The organism is Enterococcus sp. AZ149 (assembly GCF_051714285.1).
In the GTDB taxonomy this organism is placed as follows: domain Bacteria; phylum Bacillota; class Bacilli; order Lactobacillales; family Enterococcaceae; genus Enterococcus_D; species Enterococcus_D entomosocium.
This window is the reverse complement of the sequence record NZ_JBIORO010000001.1, coordinates 2109910-2126514: the sequence shown is the minus strand read 5'-3', so window position 1 is coordinate 2126514 and position 16605 is coordinate 2109910. Positions and strand designations below refer to the sequence as shown.

General features: G+C 42.2%; 17 protein-coding genes. 14 read left to right on the top strand and 3 right to left on the bottom strand.

Translation table 11 applies throughout. The features are described from left to right. Window positions 1-2 precede the first annotated feature (2 nt). Entirely contained in the window at window positions 3-728 is a 726-nt protein-coding gene (locus tag IGI94_RS09985) for an alpha/beta fold hydrolase (RefSeq protein WP_005235202.1), read from the bottom strand. 266 nt (window positions 729-994) lie between these two features. Here IGI94_RS09985 and IGI94_RS09980 point away from each other — a divergent pair, with 266 nt between their 5' ends. The 5 genes from IGI94_RS09980 to IGI94_RS09960 all read left to right on the top strand — a co-directional run bounded on the left by IGI94_RS09980 (window position 995) and on the right by IGI94_RS09960 (window position 5202). Continuing rightward, window positions 995-2020 carry an NAD(P)/FAD-dependent oxidoreductase gene (locus IGI94_RS09980; RefSeq protein ID WP_005235204.1) on the top strand — a complete coding sequence of 342 codons (1026 nt, stop codon included), beginning with the start codon at window positions 995-997 and terminating at the stop codon, window positions 2018-2020. Window positions 2021-2220: 200 nt separating this feature from the next. Beyond that, complete coding sequence (locus tag IGI94_RS09975) at window positions 2221-3096, top strand: cation diffusion facilitator family transporter (RefSeq protein ID WP_005235206.1); 876 nt, start codon at window positions 2221-2223, stop codon at window positions 3094-3096. 131 nt (window positions 3097-3227) lie between these two features. Further along, window positions 3228-3398 (top strand): hypothetical protein, encoded by a 171-nt coding sequence (locus IGI94_RS09970; protein ID WP_005235207.1) that lies wholly within the window; start codon window positions 3228-3230, stop codon window positions 3396-3398. A gap of 548 nt (window positions 3399-3946) precedes the next feature. Continuing rightward, entirely contained in the window at window positions 3947-4450 is a 504-nt protein-coding gene (locus tag IGI94_RS09965) for a GNAT family N-acetyltransferase (protein ID WP_438899678.1), read from the top strand. A gap of 14 nt (window positions 4451-4464) precedes the next feature. Then, complete coding sequence (locus IGI94_RS09960) at window positions 4465-5202, top strand: MurR/RpiR family transcriptional regulator (RefSeq protein WP_086299338.1); 738 nt, start codon at window positions 4465-4467, stop codon at window positions 5200-5202. A gap of 23 nt (window positions 5203-5225) precedes the next feature. Here the strand turns inward: IGI94_RS09960 and IGI94_RS09955 are convergent, their stop codons facing one another. Next, the gene (locus IGI94_RS09955; RefSeq protein WP_086299339.1) at window positions 5226-5996 is read right to left on the bottom strand and encodes a MurR/RpiR family transcriptional regulator; all 771 of its coding nucleotides are present in this window, start codon (window positions 5994-5996) and stop codon (window positions 5226-5228) included. 171 nt (window positions 5997-6167) lie between these two features. Here IGI94_RS09955 and IGI94_RS09950 point away from each other — a divergent pair, with 171 nt between their 5' ends. The 9 genes from IGI94_RS09950 (at window position 6168) to IGI94_RS09910 (ending at window position 15904) form a co-directional block, all read left to right on the top strand. Next, the gene (locus tag IGI94_RS09950; RefSeq protein ID WP_086373074.1) at window positions 6168-7559 is read left to right on the top strand and encodes a glycoside hydrolase family 1 protein; all 1392 of its coding nucleotides are present in this window, start codon (window positions 6168-6170) and stop codon (window positions 7557-7559) included. Window positions 7560-7571: 12 nt separating this feature from the next. Then, a complete protein-coding gene (locus tag IGI94_RS09945; protein WP_438899677.1) occupies window positions 7572-8876 on the top strand; it encodes a PTS sugar transporter subunit IIC in 1305 nt (434 codons plus the stop codon). A gap of 387 nt (window positions 8877-9263) precedes the next feature. Continuing rightward, window positions 9264-10562, top strand: coding sequence for a PTS sugar transporter subunit IIC (locus tag IGI94_RS09940; protein ID WP_005225702.1), 1299 nt, complete (start codon window positions 9264-9266; stop codon window positions 10560-10562). Window positions 10563-10589: 27 nt separating this feature from the next. Next, window positions 10590-10841: a hypothetical protein gene (locus IGI94_RS09935; protein WP_005235223.1), complete on the top strand. Its 252-nt coding sequence runs from the start codon at window positions 10590-10592 to the stop codon at window positions 10839-10841. Window position 10842: 1 nt separating this feature from the next. Continuing rightward, window positions 10843-11937 (top strand): DUF871 domain-containing protein, encoded by a 1095-nt coding sequence (locus tag IGI94_RS09930; protein ID WP_438899676.1) that lies wholly within the window; start codon window positions 10843-10845, stop codon window positions 11935-11937. Window positions 11938-11941: 4 nt separating this feature from the next. Beyond that, window positions 11942-13054, top strand: a complete 1113-nt coding sequence (locus IGI94_RS09925; protein ID WP_438899675.1) for an amidohydrolase/deacetylase family metallohydrolase — start codon at window positions 11942-11944, stop codon at window positions 13052-13054. Then, window positions 13038-14144 carry a DgaE family pyridoxal phosphate-dependent ammonia lyase gene (locus IGI94_RS09920; RefSeq protein WP_438899674.1) on the top strand — a complete coding sequence of 369 codons (1107 nt, stop codon included), beginning with the start codon at window positions 13038-13040 and terminating at the stop codon, window positions 14142-14144. The genes IGI94_RS09925 and IGI94_RS09920 overlap by 17 nt, the downstream gene beginning before the upstream one ends. After that, entirely contained in the window at window positions 14141-14890 is a 750-nt protein-coding gene (gene dagF, locus IGI94_RS09915; RefSeq protein WP_142971944.1) for a 2-dehydro-3-deoxy-phosphogluconate aldolase, read from the top strand. The genes IGI94_RS09920 and dagF overlap by 4 nt, the downstream gene beginning before the upstream one ends. Before the next feature lie 9 nt (window positions 14891-14899). Further along, the gene (locus IGI94_RS09910; RefSeq protein ID WP_061054288.1) at window positions 14900-15904 is read left to right on the top strand and encodes a sugar kinase; all 1005 of its coding nucleotides are present in this window, start codon (window positions 14900-14902) and stop codon (window positions 15902-15904) included. Between the two features lie 106 nt (window positions 15905-16010). On the opposite strand, the gene IGI94_RS09905 is transcribed toward IGI94_RS09910, so the two are convergent. Then, window positions 16011-16589, bottom strand: a complete 579-nt coding sequence (locus IGI94_RS09905) for a TMEM175 family protein (protein ID WP_042890962.1) — start codon at window positions 16587-16589, stop codon at window positions 16011-16013. Between the last annotated feature and the right edge of the window lie 16 nt (window positions 16590-16605).

Here is a 16605-nt window from a genome sequence, read left to right as displayed (position 1 = left end):
AGTTATTCACCGACCTTTTCTAAAAAAGATAATACTTTCGTGTTAAATACCTCTGGATTCTTTCGTGCAAAACTATGTCCTTGTCCTTTGACGACGATAAAATTGGACTGAGGGATACTGTTTGCAATATAAAAAGAATGGGAAAGCTTGATCGAATCACGTTTGCCGACCAAAATCAATGTCGGCACACTGAGGTGATTCAAATCGGCTGTAGATAAACCGATTGGACGAAACAACAATCCCAAAATAGGGAGAAAGCCCCGCATTCCTTTTGAGAATGGGGAACAAAGCCAAACGATCAGATATTGCAAGACACTCCCCATTCGAGAAAAGAGTCTAACTCCCCGTGGCTCAGTATTGCCCGAGTTTAAAATCATACAACTAACATACTCAGGGTAAAGATGACAAAAGACCATTGCTAGATTAGCCCCATCACTAAATCCTAATAGGGCGATTTTAGACAAATTTTCTTGCTGAATGATTGCTAAAAGATCCGTTGCCATTTTAAAAAAATCGATCTTTTTCTGTGTGTTAGTGGACTTGCCATGCCCACGGCTATCGATTAAGTACAATTGATGTTTTTGTCGCAATGCGTCGACCTGCTTTGAGAAATAGGCACTGCTACCGCCATTTCCGTGCAATAAAAAAAGAGGGCATCCTGAACCGGTTTTTTCGTAATAGAGGACAGACCCATCCGGTAAGGGTGCGTAACATTTTTCAACTTTCATTTTTTCACCTACTTTCTAAGAGTATACCTTGAAGTCAGTAGCTATCACAAACATATCACTAGATAAAATGAGAAAAAATAACATTCTACTCATTTTTTCTTTAGCAGATATTTAGGAAAAGGCTTTTTTCTTTACAATGTAAATAAAAATAATCGGCTAAGTTAATTAATTTGTTTTCAGAAAATTCTTTACAAACACGTATTCGTTGACTATAATCGAACTAACTAATTGAGAATGATTTTCATTTATGAAAGAGAGGCTAGCCAATGACCACTATAGCAGATGTTCTGATTATCGGAGGAGGGCCCACGGGGCTTTATGCGAGTTTTTATGCTGGATTACGTGATCTATCGGTCGTATTGTTTGAAGCACAAGCCGAATTAGGCGGGAAGATCAATTTTTATCCTGAAAAAATGGTCTGGGATGTGGGTGCATTGCCGCCAACCAAGGGGAAGAAAGTCAAAGAACACTTGATTGAACAGGCTAAGTTGTTTGATCCAACGATCTATCTGAAAACGAAAATCATCGAATTGACCAAGGAAGACGATCTTTTTTATGCAGTGGATGACCAAGGGAGGACCCATGTTGGACGCACCGTTTTAGTTTGTATTGGCGGCGGTGTCGTTTCTCCGCAAAAATTGCCTTGTTTCATCCATAATAATGTCGACAACTATATCCACTATCAGTTTCCTGACCAGCAAGCGATCCAAGGCAAACATCTTGTGATCTCTGGCGGCGGGGATGCAGCAGTTGATTATGCGATTGAAGCGGCGTCTTATGGGGCAAAAGTTTCGCTTTGTTATCGGGGCGAGAAATTGAAGGCCCATGAAGCACAAGTAAAGAAGATGAAAGCAGAAGGGATTCAAGTGCTGATGAATCACACGATTGACGGGGTGAATCAAGCCGAAACCTTCAATATGGTTCTAAGATTAAAAAACAGTGCTAACCAAGAAACGATCGATTTTTTATGCGATCATTTGTTGATCCAACATGGCTATGACCGGGACAGTGCCTTGTTAGATAAAGTTTCCTTTGATCTCGCGCGTCATGAAGATTTTTATTTGAACTGTGAGATTCCAACAAAAACCAGCCATCCCGGTGTGTTTGCAGCTGGTGACATCCATTACTTCAAAGGCAAAGTGAATCTTTTGGCAGGCGCCTTTCAAGATGCTGCGCAAGCAGTCAACCAAATCAAACACTATTTAGAGCCGACCAGTGTCCCACAGGCGATGGTTTCTTCCCATAATGAGAAATTCAGTGAAAGAAATCGACAGCTGCTGGTGAACGAGTAGCAGCGATTCTTTGTGAAAGAAAAAAAGCAAAAAACAGGATTCCCTTGGGAGTCCTGTTTTTTTGGTAACCTCAGAACAGAAATTCGTTTCACTAGAAGTGAATGTTTGCCACTCCTAAAAAATAAAATCTCTCAAATAAATGATGCAATTGATGAAAATTTCAGCTATTATTTTCAAGTTGACTAATTGGAGGGGATGACATGAATCAAACAAGATATGCAGAATTAAAACAAGCAGAAAGAGGCGCTATCTTAAGTATCGTTGCCTACATTTTTGTTTCCATCGCCAAACTAGTTATTGGTCGTTTGGCAAACTCTGAAGGATTATGGGCGGATGGATTAAACAATGCGACGGATATCGTAGCGTCTATCGCTGTTTTGATCGGTTTGCGTTTGGCTCAAAAGCCAGCAGATGAAGACCATAAATATGGTCATTGGAAAGCAGAAAATGTGGCGAGTCTCGTAACATCCTTGATTATGCTGGCGGTCGGTCTGCAGGTTTTATGGTCCTCCATTCAAACGATTCTACTCGGTGAAACGCAAAGTCCCGATATGATTGCGGCAGTCGTCGGTATCATTTCAGCTATTTTGATGTATGGTATGTATTACTACAATAAGCGATTATCCGCTCGCGTAAAAAGCTCCGCTTTGCTAGCAGCTGCTAAAGACAACCGCAGCGATGCGTGGACGAGTATTGGAACGGCGATCGCTATTTTTGCCGCCTCATTTGGTATCGGTTGGTTAGACAGTTTGACTGCGATCGTGGTAGCTCTTTTGATTATCAAAACCGCCGTTGATATTTTTCGCGAGAGTGCCTTTTCACTTTCTGATGGGTTTGATGAATCGTTAGTCGTGGAGTATGAAGCGGCAATCGCTGGTTTTTCTGAAGTGAAATCTGTTAAATCGATTCGAGGAAGAATGTATGGCGCCAATGTTTTTCTTGATGTCGTCGTGACGATGGACAAATCTTTGACGGTTGAAAAGAGTCATAACGTGGCAGATGCTATTGAAGATCTCTTAGCTGATCGTTTTCAGGTGTTTGATACTGACATCCACATTGAGCCAGCTACCGAATAAATTTTCTGGAAAAACCTTGGTAGGACAAGGATGTAAACCACCCGTTTCCTGTTTGTAAACTGAAAAGTTCTTACGGAACCTGCTCATTCATGGCAAACTAGAGGTAACAAAGGAAGAAAGTAGGGAGCCCTATGAATAATAAGCAGGTAGTAGAAAATGAATTAGTTATTTCTTTAGATAAAATGGATGAAACAGAAATGATGGCAATTTGCCAACAATATATTGCGGCTATCGATGATAGCCAAGTCCTCTTCGCTTTACTGAAAAAAGTTCAAGCCTCTAAAGCAGCAGTAAGCAAATAAAAAAAACCGGCATCTTATGCATTGATGTTCCCCACAGCGAAAGCGAAAGGAGCATTGATCAACAGGAAAAGATGCTGGTTTTTTTTGATTTGTTCAAGTCTTTTTAAAAACTTTTAAAGGACGTTTAATAGTGCGGTTAATCCATAGACGAGCAAAGAGGCTATTCCTAAAGGAATAATGCGTCGAAATATAATCTCTTTCAAGCGCTTGCCTGCTTGTCGTTCTTTTTCATAGTTAGGATCATGAGCGTGTGCTTTAAATTGCTAAGGAAAACGAGAAAAGATCAAGCCATTGGTCATCGATAAAACCCATCCAATCAACACCATGAAGAAAGAAACAAAAATGATTGCCAGTAAAAGTAGTTGTAAGAGTTGCATCGTGTTGCTACCTCCTTTTCGTCACCTTTTTTTCACTTCTAGTTTACCATCTTTTGAAACTTTTAGGGATCTTTATTCAACGTGCCCTTTCTTTTTTTGGTTCTTCCCTTATAATAGAGATATTTATAAGCGAGTTTCTGTTTCGCACAGCAACAGAGAGAAGGGATTCTTATGGCAATTACACAAAAAATCATTCAATCACCAGAAGACTTCCAAACGTTGGATCGTTTGATCAAAGAAATCTGGCCAGAAGTGTTTACACCAATCATTGGTTCGGATCAAGTCGCGTATATGCTGGCTCATTATCAATCAACAGCAGCGATTCAAAACGAAGTCCAGCAAGGAGCCGTCTATCTTTTACTAATGGAAGGTGACCAAGCAGTGGGGTATACAGCGTATGAAGAAACGCCGCAGCAGATTTATTTAAGTAAATTGTATCTCCACCTATCCACAAGAGGCAAAGGCTATGCCAGCCAAGTCTTTGATTGGTATGAGGAAATCGCCTCAGGCAAAACGTTGCATTTAAACGTCAACAAACAAAATCAGCAGGCGATCGCTGTTTATGAACATCGCGGCTTTGAACGCGTTTCTGAACGCACCGTTACGATTGGTTCGGGATTTGTTATGGATGATTTTATTTATGAGAAGAAGATTGCTGGAGACGAAGGGGCGTAACAAGGAGAAAACGAATGGAACTCACTGCCAAGAATAAGTCGTTCAGTAAGAAAGAATGGCAACTATTTCAATACGTTTTAAATCAGCAAGCAGAAGTCTGTTCGATGTCTATTCGTGAATTGGCTGATACAACAAAAACTAGCTCAACGACTGTTCTGCGGTTTTGTCGAAAATTTGATTGCGAAGGTTTTTCAGAATTTAAAATCAAATTGAAAAAGACGTTACAGAAACAAGGAAAGACTGATCGATTATTCAAACAAGATAAAAAAGCCCTGCACTATTTTTTTGAACGTATGGATGAATCCTTCTATCGAGAAACATTATTAACGATCGCCAAACGAATAAGTAAAGCAAAACTTTTGATCTTAGCCAGTGATAGGGAATCGACACTTGCTTTGAGCTATGCCCAACAAAAGTTTACACGTTTAGATAAGATCGTGAGCGTAGAGGAAGAAGCAACATCGATTAAATCCGTTTGGCGAACCTTAAGTAGCGAAACCACGTTGCTGGTCTTTTCTAATAAAGGCGCCGATCCATTCCTTGAATCTTTGATCACTGAATGTAGCCTCGCTGGAATTTCAACCATTTCACTGACAAATCGTTCAACAACGTCAATTGCTAAACTATCTGAGCGAAATTTTGCTTATTATTATTCCGATAATCAAGAAGCTGATTCATTGTCCTCACAAATTCCAGCCATTTATTTGGTGGAACTTTTATTTGATTTAGTTACTGATTGTGAAGGCCGCTGAATAATTAAAACTACCTACGCCTATCAGAGAAGTTCTTCTGATAGGCGTATTCTTTTGGCAATTTTTTCAATTAAATAGATTGCTGGTAGCTGAGAAGTCAGTTCAATGGTTTTCTCTTTTTTTTGACTAGCTTTAAAAATGGTCTCTCTTTCAATGTAATAGGGCACCGTTAAGTCGGATAACTGGCTGATGGTTGAATCTTCCGTATTCGTGATGGCAATAATCTGACAATCTTTTTGATTTAACTTTTGTAAGTATCGAATCATTTCTTGTGTTTCCCCAGAAATCGACAAAACAATGATACCGGTTTTGCACAATATGTCTTCTGGAAACCAGTCGATAGGATAATTTGAGGGATCGTCAACTTTTAATGCCGTTTTTCCCAAGTCAGTAAAATAGAGTGCGCCATATTCCGCAATCGTTTCAGATAAGCCTGATCCAATAAATAGAACGAAGCTTTTGTTCTTAAGAATCTCTGTTGCTCGATTGATTCTCTCAGATAAAAAGGGCTGGTTTACTCGCTTTAAGAAATCAATTGTTTGAGATTCATCACTATCGGATATTTTGGATTTTACGAGAGAATCTAAGTAAAAGCGCAAATTGATCTTAAATTCGGTAAACGTATCACATTCAAATTTCTTGCAAAAGCGGCTAATACTAGCAGTACTGGTATGGGTCTCTTTGGCAAGTTCTTTCATCTTCATTTTAGACACTGAAGCCAAGTTTTTTGATACAAATCGGTAAACCTCGTATTCTAGTGCAGTAAGTTCAGGATTGTAGTCAAGAAAAAGCATGATGCACCTCCGTAGCAAAGTGTTTTTTTTGTGGAACAAATGACAAGGGATGAAAACGTTCTCTATTTTGGATTATAACATTATATTGATTTTACTTCATGCTATACTTTCGTTGTTCAACGATGTAAGCGGATGCTTCGCTTAGTAAAAAAGGAATTGTAGGAGGGCGACATGGAGTATAATTTTTCAAAGAATTTTTTCTGGGGTGCAGCAACGAGTGCGACACAATCAGAAGGAACGATAGCTGGAGACAAGAAAGGAGAAAACATTTGGGATTATGCATCAAAAAACTATAACCATCGGTTTTTTGAAGGAGTTACAACAGAACATACATCAAGGTTTTATCAGGAAATGGAAGCGGATCTGGATCGAATGGCGGCACTTTCTTTTAATTCTTTTCGGACTTCGATCTCTTGGTCACGTCTTATTCCCGAAGGTACAGGGGAAGTCAATCCAGAAGCAGTTGACTTTTATACCAGAATGCTTGATGGGTTAAATCAAAGAGGCATCAAACCGTTTATCAATCTTTATCACTTTGACATGCCAATGAAATTACAAGAAATCGGCGGATTTGAAAATCGTGAGGTCGTCGAAGCGTATCGGGCGTATGCGAAAATTTGTTTTGATTTATTTCATGAGAAAGTTGCGTACTGGTTTACCTTTAATGAGCCGATGATTCCAGCAGAAGCCGGCTATTTGCATGACCGGCACTATCCTTATGTAGTTGATTTTAAACGGGCGGCACAAGTACTTCACCATATCATCCTTGCTCACTGTGAGGCAGTTAAGGTCTTTCGACAAGGAACTTATCAAGGAAAAATCGGTATCATCATGGATGTGATCCCAGTTTACCCAAGAAGCCAGCATCCTGCCGACTTAAAGGCAGCGGAAATGGCAGACCTCTTCTATACTCGCTCCCTTAATGAAGCGATATTAAAAGGTCGTTACCCTCAAGAGTTAAAGGCTATTTTAACGTGCTACGACCAAATGCCACGAGTGGAAGAACAGGATCTTGCCTTGATTGCTGAAACAACGATTGATCTGTTAGGGATCAATTATTACCGTCCACGGCGAGTGAGAGCCAAAGAATCATTGCCTAATCCCGAGGGAGTTTTTTCGCCAGAATGGTTTTACGATGATTACGAGATGCCCGGCAGAAGGATGAATACTTCAAGGGGGATTGAAATTTATCCTCATGGCTTGTATGATATCGCCAAAAAAATCCAGTTAGAATACGGGAATATTGATTGGTTTGTTTCAGAAAATGGCATCGGGATTCAGGGAGAAGAAACATTTATCGAAGGGGGGCAAGTACAAGACAACTATCGGATTGCTTTTTTAAAAGAGCATTTAATTGAGCTTCACCAAGCAATGACGGAGGGTAGTAACTGTCTGGGGTATCACATGTGGACATTTGTGGACTGTTGGAGTTGGCAAAATGCGTTCAAAAATCGCTATGGCTTTTATCGCTTAGATTTAGAAACAGGAGAAAAAACGGTGAAAAAGTCTGGACTATGGTTTAAAGAAGTGATTCAAAGAAATGGTTTTTCAAACGAATTTTAGGAGGTTTTTATAATGAAAGTTTTAGACTCGGTTGCAATGAAGTTATTACCGATTGCCAATGCTATTGGACAGCAGCGGCACTTGCAGGCAATTCGAAATGGGTTGATTTCTATTTTGCCGCTCACGATCGTTGGCTCTTTTTTCACCATTATTTTAAATTTGCCGATTCCTGGTTATACCGAATGGGTCGCTCCTTATTTACCGGCACTTGACATTCCTTTTCGATTTACGGTGGGGCTAATGTCTCTCTATGCCTCATTTACGATCGGCTCCAACTTAGGTGCAAGTTACAAACTCGATCGGATAACAAGTGGGTTTTTATCCATGTTAGCGACGATTTTAATGGTCGTTCCAATCAATTTGGCGGAAGGCATCAGCACGACAGGAGATGCCGTACTTGCAGGAAGGTATTTACCCATCGCTTCACTTGGATCACAAGGATTATTCGGTGCGATCATTGCGGCGCTAGTTTCAGTAGAGATTTATCATTTTACAAAAGCAAAAAACTTGGAAATCAAGATGCCAGAAGGCGTACCGCCTGTTTTAGGCGAATCCTTTGCGGCACTCCTACCAACCTTGCTGGTTATCTTAGTCTTTTGGATTCCGCGCCACTTTTTCGGCTTCGATTTAAATGGATTACTGACGATCGCCATCTCTCCTTTAAAAGGTTTCTTAACAGGCAATAATTTGGTTGGCGGAATCATCACACAATTTGTTATCTGCGTTTTCTGGGTATTGGGTATTCATGGCCATGCCGTTTTAGGACCCATCATTCGTCCATTTTGGGATCAAGCAATTTTAGAAAATGCGGAATTATTCCAAAATGGGATGTCTGCCTTTGATCTACCAAATCTTTTTACCGAACAATTTTATCAATGGTATGCGCAAATGGGTGGTACTGGATCAACGCTTGCATTGGTTGTTTTGTTTATGTTCTCTCGTTCAAACTATTTAAAACAATTGGGTCGTCTTTCCATTTTACCAGGGATTTTTAATATTAATGAACCGATGATCTTTGGGACGCCAATTGTGATGAATCCACTGTTGGCAATTCCGTTTATTCTTGTGCCAATCGCTAATACTATCTTAGTCTATATCGTTACCGCTTTAGATTGGATGCCTAAGATGATGGTCAAACCACCATTTTCGATTCCCGCACCTCTTGGCGCATTGATTACCTCAAATTGGAATTGGGTTGCTTGTTTGATGGTCTTCGTCTGTTTCTTCGTTTCGTTAGCGATTTATTATCCATTCTTCAAAGCATTTGAGAAACTTCAAGTGGCGCAAGAGCTAGAAACAGTTAAAGAAGGTGAGTAGAATGGTTCTAGTAGTGAGTTGTTTGCTCTTGATTTTTCTGACCCATCTTCTTTTAGAAAAAAATAATGCTAGAATCACGCTGGCTTTTTGGAAACTATTACTTGTTTCCTTACTTTTCTTACTCAGTTTGTTTTTCCTGTTGATCCGCACTCCTTTGGCGCCAGTTTTCATTTTGTTACTTATCATCAATTGTACCGTCATCCAAAATCGATTTATGTATCAGTATCGACCGAAAGGACAACGATAGGACGCTTGATGGTTACTGTAAGAAATGTTATTGCGAAAAGATTATTCTATCTACTGTTTAAAAAACTATTTACGAACCTTGATCCTCTGTGCTATTATCCTTGTATAAACATTATAATGTTATAAACTAAGGAGGCAATTATGAAAGGGTTTGTAGAATTTATTGAACAGAAATTGATGCCGATTGCAAATAAAGTGGGGATGCAACGGCACATGGTAGCGATTCGAAAGGGGATCATCGCTACTTTACCATTAACGATCGTTGGGTCGTTCTTTACGATTTTGCTGAATTTCCCCATTGAATCGGTCGCTGCGGTGATCGAACCGTATCGGGAAGTTTTGGATATTCCATTTCGTTATACAGTCGGATTATTGGCATTATATGCAACGTATGGGATTGCTTCATCGCTAGCCAAAAGCTACAAGCTGGATTCATTGACTGCGGGTATCTTAGCAACGATGTCCTTTCTTGTAACCGCTGCACCACCGTTGCGAGTCTTTGATTCTGTGGAAGGTATCATTGATGCCGGACGTTATATCAATGTGGCCAACCTAGGCTCCGGCTCTTTGTTTGGCGCGATCGTTACGGCGATCTTGTCCGTTGAAATCTATCGTTTCTTTATCGTAAAAAACATCACCATCAAAATGCCAGATGGTGTGCCGCCAGAAGTGACGAATTCATTTATGGCATTGATTCCTGGAGGAGCGATCCTGATTTTGTTCTGGGTGATCCGTCATATGCTTGGTTTTGATATCAATGGCTTTTTAAGTAATTTGTTGATGCCGTTAAAAGACGTGCTAGCGGGTAACAGTTTGTTTGGTGGTTTATTGACTGTCTTCTTGATCTGTTTCTTCTGGGTACTGGGAATTCATGGACCAGCCATCATGGGTCCTGTCATTCGTCCCTTCTGGGATATTTCCATCGCTGAAAATATGGAAGCCTTCCAAGCATCTGGCAATGCGCATGAATTGCCTAATATTTTTACGGAACAATTTTTACAATGGTTCGTATGGATCGGTGGAGCCGGTACGACCTTAGCGTTGGTCGTTTTGTTCTTCTTCTCCAAATCAAAATACTTGAAACAATTGGGCCGTTTGTCCATCTTGCCAGGCCTATTCAATATCAATGAACCTGTGATTTTCGGTGCACCGATCGTAATGAACCCGATCTTAGGCATTCCTTTCTTGGTGGCACCGTTGATTACGACAACGATTTCTTACTTCGCGACCATTACGGGCGTCGTACCGATGATGGCTGCCAGACTTGGGTTTGCCATTCCAGCACCAATCGCCGCCTGGATGAGTACGGACTGGAGTATCGCAGCAGCGATTTTAGTGATCGTCAACTTCTTTATCACACTCGCAATCTATTACCCATTCTTTAAAGTCTTTGAGAAACAGCAGATTGCCCGAGAGCAAGAAGAAGAAACAGCCGCTTAAGCAAAACAAAAAGAGTGAGGTGCAAACATGGGGATTTATGCCATTTGTTTATTTTTTGGTTGTCAAATTTGGTTAACAAAATCAGCACAAGGGAAAAAAATTCAAGAAGTGCCGTTTTGGCGGATGCTTTTGTTCGGGATTCTTGGCGTTGCTGCAGCGATCCTACTGAGCCGTCAGTTTCCGTGGGGACCATTTTTGACGATGACGGCGACGATTGTTTGCAGTTCGCTTTTACTGACACGTTTTACTGCTTTTTATGAAGAAATGAGGATGAGATAAGTTGAAAAGAAAACTAGGAGTATCGGTGTATCCCGATCACAGTGATTTTGAAACAGATAAAGCCTATCTGCAATTAGCCCATGATTATGGCTTTAGCCGCATTTTTATGAGTATGTTGGAAGTGAGTGACGGCAAAGAAAACGTGCAGAAAAAATTTAAAGCGTTGATTGATTTTGCCAAAGGATTAGGCTATGAAACGATTTTAGACGTGGCACCAGCCATTTTTTCTGAACTAGGCATCTCCTATGATGATTTGACCTTTTTCCATGAACTAGGTGCCGATGGAATTCGTTTAGATTTAGGTTTTGACGGCAACAAAGAAGCGATGTTGACCTACAATCCCTTTGGTTTAGCTGTTGAATTGAATATGAGCAATGATGTGGCGTATTTAGACAATATTTTGACCTATCAAGCCAACATTCCTTACTTATACGGCTGCCACAATTTCTATCCGCAAGAAGGGACTGCCTTACCCTATGATTTCTTTGAAAAATGCAGTCGTCGTTTCAAGGAAAAAGGCATTCGAACCGCCGCATTTATCTCTTCTCAAACGGGAACGATCGGACCTTGGGATATCAATGATGGCTTACCGACCTTAGAAATGCACCGAAGAATGCCTGTAGAAACTGCCACAAAGCATTTGTTTGCCACAGGCTTGATTGATGATGTCATTATCGGCAATGCTTATGCTTCGGAAGCAGAATTGGCGGCACTAGGAGCGATTGATCGCTACCAGACGGCATTTGCGATTGAATTTGTGCCTGAAATCAATGAAGTTGAACGCCAAATCGCCCTGGACGAGCAGCATTACCGTCGAGGCGACATCACTGACCGGATGATCCGTTCCACAGAAGTTCGTAAAAAGTATAAGAACCATGACAATCCTGCTCATGACCACGAAGGCGTCTTTCAACGAGGGGATGTTGTGATCGGCAATGATCGTTTTGGCAAGTACAAAAACGAGCTGCAAGTAGTGCTAGAGCCTCACTCAGACCCACGAAAAAATAAAATCGGTTCGATCGTCGAACAAGAGTTAGTTCTGCTGCCCTTTATCCATCCTTGGTCGAAATTCACTTTCACAGAGAGGAAGGTGTAACGAAATGTTTGATTTGATTATTCGTCAAGCCCGCACGATCGATGAAGAAGTATTTGATATTGGGGTTCAAGACGGCAAAATCACTGCTTTGGCACCCACGTTGAAGGAGCAGGCGAAACAAGAGATGACCTTAGCAGAAGGGGAGTTCTTGTCAGCTGGTTGGATCGATGACCATGTCCATTGTTTCGAGGAAATGACGCTCTATTATGATTATCCAGACGAGATCGGTGTCAAACGAGGTGTCACGACCGTTATCGATGCGGGGACGACTGGCGCCGAAAATATCCATCGGTTTTATGATTTAGCCAAAGAAGCCAAAACCAATGTCTTTGCTTTAGTCAATATTTCCAAATGGGGGATCGTAGAGCAGGATGAACTTGCGGATCTGTCAAAAGTCAAAAAAGAATTGGTCAAAGAAGCGCTGCAGAAGTTTCCTGACTTTATCGTCGGAATCAAAGCCCGAATGAGCAAAACGGTGATCGGCGAAAATGGCATCACGCCGTTGAAATTAGCCAAAGCGATCCAAGCTGAAAATCAACCGTTGCCTCTGATGGTCCATATTGGTTCAGCACCACCGAATTTAGCAGAGATTCTCGCTGAATTGGAAGCAGGTGATGTGGTGACCCATTGCTTTAACGGCAAAGCCAATGGGATTTTGGATCAGACGAACCAAACCATCAAGCCTTACGTCTTTGCTGCCTATGAAAAAGGCTTGGTCTTCGATATTGGTCATGGGACAGACAGTTTCAATTTTGACGTGGCGGAGACGGCCTTTGCCAATCAGCTAAAGGCTTCTTCCATTAGTACGGATATCTACATCCGCAATCGTACCAATGGACCTGTTTTTGATTTAGCGACGACTATGGAAAAATTAGCGGTCGTAGGGTATGATTGGCGTGAGATCATCGAGAAGGTGACCAGTGCCCCTGCGAAGCAATTTCATTTACAGAACAAAGGCGAGATCGCATTGGGATATGATGCTGATTTTACGATTTTCCGCTTTGAAGAGGGCGAAAAGGAATTGACGGATTCTAACGGCAATCGCCGAATCACGACACAACAGATCGTGCCGCAAAAAGCGGTGATAGGAGGGGAACTTTTTGACACTGAATATTGAAGAACTAGGCTTGAAAGAAGTCATCAATGCTTCCGGCAAAATGACGATTCTAGGTGTCTCGAAAGTCAGCGAAAGCGTGCTTGCAGCCCAGCGCTATGGCGGGGAGCATTTCTTTGAAATGGCAGATCTAGCAGAAAAAACCGGTGCCTATTTAGCAAAATTGTTGAAAACGGAAGATGCGCAAATCGTTTCTTCCGCTTCGGCGGGAATCGCCCAATCAGTGGCGGCACTCATCGGTCAAGGCGACAGCTATCATTTGTACCACCCATACAGTGAGAAAATCAGCAAGCGGGAGATCATTTTGCCCAAAGGCCACAACGTAGATTATGGCACACCGGTGGAAGTGATGGTGGCGCAAGGGGGCGGAAAAGTCGTGGAAGCAGGCTATGCCAATATGTGCACACCCGAGCACATTGAACAGATGATCACGCCCGAAACAGCGGCAATCCTCTACATAAAGAGTCATCACACCGTTCAAAAAAGTATGCTGACGGTAGCAGAAACGGCCCAAGTTGCCAAGGCACACGATCTTCCATTGATCGTTGATGCGGCTGCTGAGGAAGATTTGTTTGCCTATGACCAAGCAGGTGCTGATTTAGTGATCTATTCAGGTGCGAAAGCACTGTCAGGACCAAGTGCTGGCTTAGTGATCGGCAAGCAGCCCTATGTCTCTTGGGTGCGCCTGCAATCCAAAGGTATTGGTCGAGCAATGAAAATCGGTAAAGACAATATTCTCGGATTTACCCAAGCCGTGACGGATTATCTAGCGGAGGGAACAGAATCTGGCGCTTCGATGCAAGAGCGCCTACAACCATTTATTGCGGCAATCAATGAAATCACTGGTTTCGAAGCAAAAATCGTTCAAGATAGCGCTGGCAGAGACATTTATCGAGCGAGTGTCAAAGTGAAAGAACCAAGTGCCAAAGCAGTGATCGACGCGCTAAAAGCGGGAGAACCAGCGATTTATACCCGTGAATACCAAGCCAATAACGGCATTATTGAATTTGATATCCGAGCAGTCAATGAACAAGAAATGGCAGTGATCACCGATCGCTTACAAGAAATTATGTTAGGAGCAACCCAAAAATGAAAACTTCACCCAATTATTTCGCTGACCGTGTCTGTCTGAATGTGTTAGCAAACTCTGTTGAAAATGCGAAAGCTTGTTATGAAGCAGCAGAGGGCAACATCGTCCTAGGTGTTTTATCAAAAAATTATGCTAGCGATGAGGCAGCCATCGTTGACATGAAAACCTATCAAGCGGCAACAAATAATGCCCTTTCTGTTGGGCTTGGTGCTGGCGACCCCAACCAAAGTGAAATGGTCTCCCGAATTTCCGCTGTTCTGCAGCCACAGCATGTCAACCAAGTATTCACGGGGGCAGGGACCTCACGAGCTTTGTTAGGACAATCTGAAACGATCGTCAATGCCCTTGTTTCACCAACGGGAAAAGTCGGCTATGTCAATATTGCTACTGGACCATTGAGTTCACAAACTCCAGCTGCAGAAGTCCCCGTCGAAACAGCGATCGCTTTATTAAAAGACATGGGGGCTAGTTCTATCAAGTATTTTCCAATGAAAGGGTTGGCTCATAAAGCAGAGTATCAAGCAGTAGCAGAGGCTTGTGCTGCGAATGATTTTTATTTGGAACCGACCGGCGGCATCGATTTAGAAAACTTTGAAGAAATCTTGCAGATCGCTGTTGATGCAGGAGTAAAAAAAATCATTCCACATATTTACAGCTCGATCATCGATGGCGAAACAGGGAACACACGCCCTGAAGATGTACAGACATTAGCAGAAATGACGAAAAAGGTGTTGGCAGCAGCCAAATAGGGGGGATCAATGATGCGGATCGGTGCTTACGGTGAGGTAATGATGCGGTTGACGCCACCAGAATATCGAACATTGGAACAAACCCACTCTTTGCGGATGGATTTTACAGGAACAGGGGTCAATCTGTTAGGCAATTTGGCGCATTTCGGCTTGACGACGTCGATGCTGACGCAGGTGCCAGCCAACCGATTAGGAGATACGGCAAAAGCCAGCTTGCGTTCCTATGGGATTCAAACGGCATTTGTTGGCAAAAAATATAGTCATATCGGCAGTTATTTCGCCGAGATCGGCTACGGCGCTCGTCCGACTTACGTGACTTATCAAAATCGCCATCATAGTTCCTTTGGCGTTTCAGGTCCAGAAGAATATGCCATCGATGGATTTCTAGAAACAGTCGATCTCATTCATATTTGCGGGATCTCTCTTAGTTTGACTGAGAGAACCTGGCAAACTGCATTGGCTTTGGCGAAACAGGCCCATGTAAAGCAGATTCGCGTCTGCTTTGATTTTAACTTCCGCCCAAGCTTGAATGAAGAATTAAATCGGGAGGTACTAAAACAACGGTATGAAACGATTCTACCTTATTGTGATCTAGTTTTCGGCTCTGTCCGTGACTTGGAGGAGCTGCTGGCATATCCCTTAGAGGAAACAGAAGGCGCCGAGCTTGCGTTGATCCAATCCTTTATTGACCAGTATCAACTAGAATGGTTCTGCGGGACACGCCGTCTAGCCGTGGAAGACAAGCAGTTTATCAGTGGAAGAATCATTACGGCGCAGGATGCCTATGAAACGGCACCGCAGCTGCTGCAAGTATTGGATCGGATCGGGGCAGGGGATGCCTATGCCGCTGGTGTATTATTAGGCTATGCCGAAAAATGGTCGCTCCAACGCACCGCTGATTTTGCAATCACGAATGCTGTATTGGCTCATACGATGCTGGGAGATGTCCCATTAACCACCAAAGAACAAGTGGAACAAGTCTTACAGGCACCAGGAAAAGACTTGATTCGCTAGAAAAAACACTTGCGTCCTTCTCTTGATGGATAACTGCGCAAAAGCAGAACAATCGGCTGCTTTTGCGCAATCATCCATCGCTTTTAGGAGAAGACCGCAAGTGTTTTTATTGTTTTAAAAAGGTTTCTACTTTTTTCTCAGGGATCACCCACAACAATAGCACGAGACTATCCAGCGTGATGATAAGTAGTGGATGGACCAGCCAGCCGAGGAGCAATGCCAGCACGTTGATAAACAACGTAAAGTAGAGTTTCTTGTATCCGCGAAACAGTTCTACGATGGCTTGATTGTCAGGGTTGGCACGCACCAAGGACTTTCCTACAAGGAAATAGCTGAAATCCGTCAATAAAATGACAGACCCGTATAGCAGCTGAGGGGCAAGAGCGACTGGATAACGACTGACCCATGACGTTACAAAAGGAAAGAGGGTTAGTGCCAGGATCAATAAATGATTCGCCCACAAGGTCCAACCGTCAATTTTAGATACTACTTGAAATAGATGATGGTGATTGTTCCAGTAGATCGCTAACATCACAAAGCTGATCAAATAAATAATAAATTGCTGTTCCACTCCTAAAAAAGAAGCAAAGGTATCGCCTTCGGGCTGGTGCAATTCCAGTACTAATAAGGTCATTACGATCGCAATGACCGCATCCGTAAAGGCTTCGATTCGATTTTTTGACATGTACATCCATCCTTTT

Bases quoted from the DNA above. Each gene is read 5' to 3' on its own strand.
- IGI94_RS09985 (WP_005235202.1), bottom strand. From the start codon at position 728: ATGAAAGTTGAAAAATGTTACGCACCCTTACCGGATGGGTCTGTCCTC.
- IGI94_RS09980 (WP_005235204.1), top strand. From the start codon at position 995: ATGACCACTATAGCAGATGTTCTGATTATCGGAGGAGGGCCCACGGGG.
- IGI94_RS09975 (WP_005235206.1), top strand. From the start codon at position 2,221: ATGAATCAAACAAGATATGCAGAATTAAAACAAGCAGAAAGAGGCGCT.
- IGI94_RS09970 (WP_005235207.1), top strand. From the start codon at position 3,228: ATGAATAATAAGCAGGTAGTAGAAAATGAATTAGTTATTTCTTTAGAT.
- IGI94_RS09965 (WP_438899678.1), top strand. From the start codon at position 3,947: ATGGCAATTACACAAAAAATCATTCAATCACCAGAAGACTTCCAAACG.
- IGI94_RS09960 (WP_086299338.1), top strand. From the start codon at position 4,465: ATGGAACTCACTGCCAAGAATAAGTCGTTCAGTAAGAAAGAATGGCAA.
- IGI94_RS09955 (WP_086299339.1), bottom strand. From the start codon at position 5,996: ATGCTTTTTCTTGACTACAATCCTGAACTTACTGCACTAGAATACGAG.
- IGI94_RS09950 (WP_086373074.1), top strand. From the start codon at position 6,168: ATGGAGTATAATTTTTCAAAGAATTTTTTCTGGGGTGCAGCAACGAGT.
- IGI94_RS09945 (WP_438899677.1), top strand. From the start codon at position 7,572: ATGAAAGTTTTAGACTCGGTTGCAATGAAGTTATTACCGATTGCCAAT.
- IGI94_RS09940 (WP_005225702.1), top strand. From the start codon at position 9,264: ATGAAAGGGTTTGTAGAATTTATTGAACAGAAATTGATGCCGATTGCA.
- IGI94_RS09935 (WP_005235223.1), top strand. From the start codon at position 10,590: ATGGGGATTTATGCCATTTGTTTATTTTTTGGTTGTCAAATTTGGTTA.
- IGI94_RS09925 (WP_438899675.1), top strand. From the start codon at position 11,942: ATGTTTGATTTGATTATTCGTCAAGCCCGCACGATCGATGAAGAAGTA.
- dagF (WP_142971944.1), top strand. From the start codon at position 14,141: ATGAAAACTTCACCCAATTATTTCGCTGACCGTGTCTGTCTGAATGTG.
- IGI94_RS09910 (WP_061054288.1), top strand. From the start codon at position 14,900: ATGATGCGGATCGGTGCTTACGGTGAGGTAATGATGCGGTTGACGCCA.
- IGI94_RS09905 (WP_042890962.1), bottom strand. From the start codon at position 16,589: ATGTCAAAAAATCGAATCGAAGCCTTTACGGATGCGGTCATTGCGATC.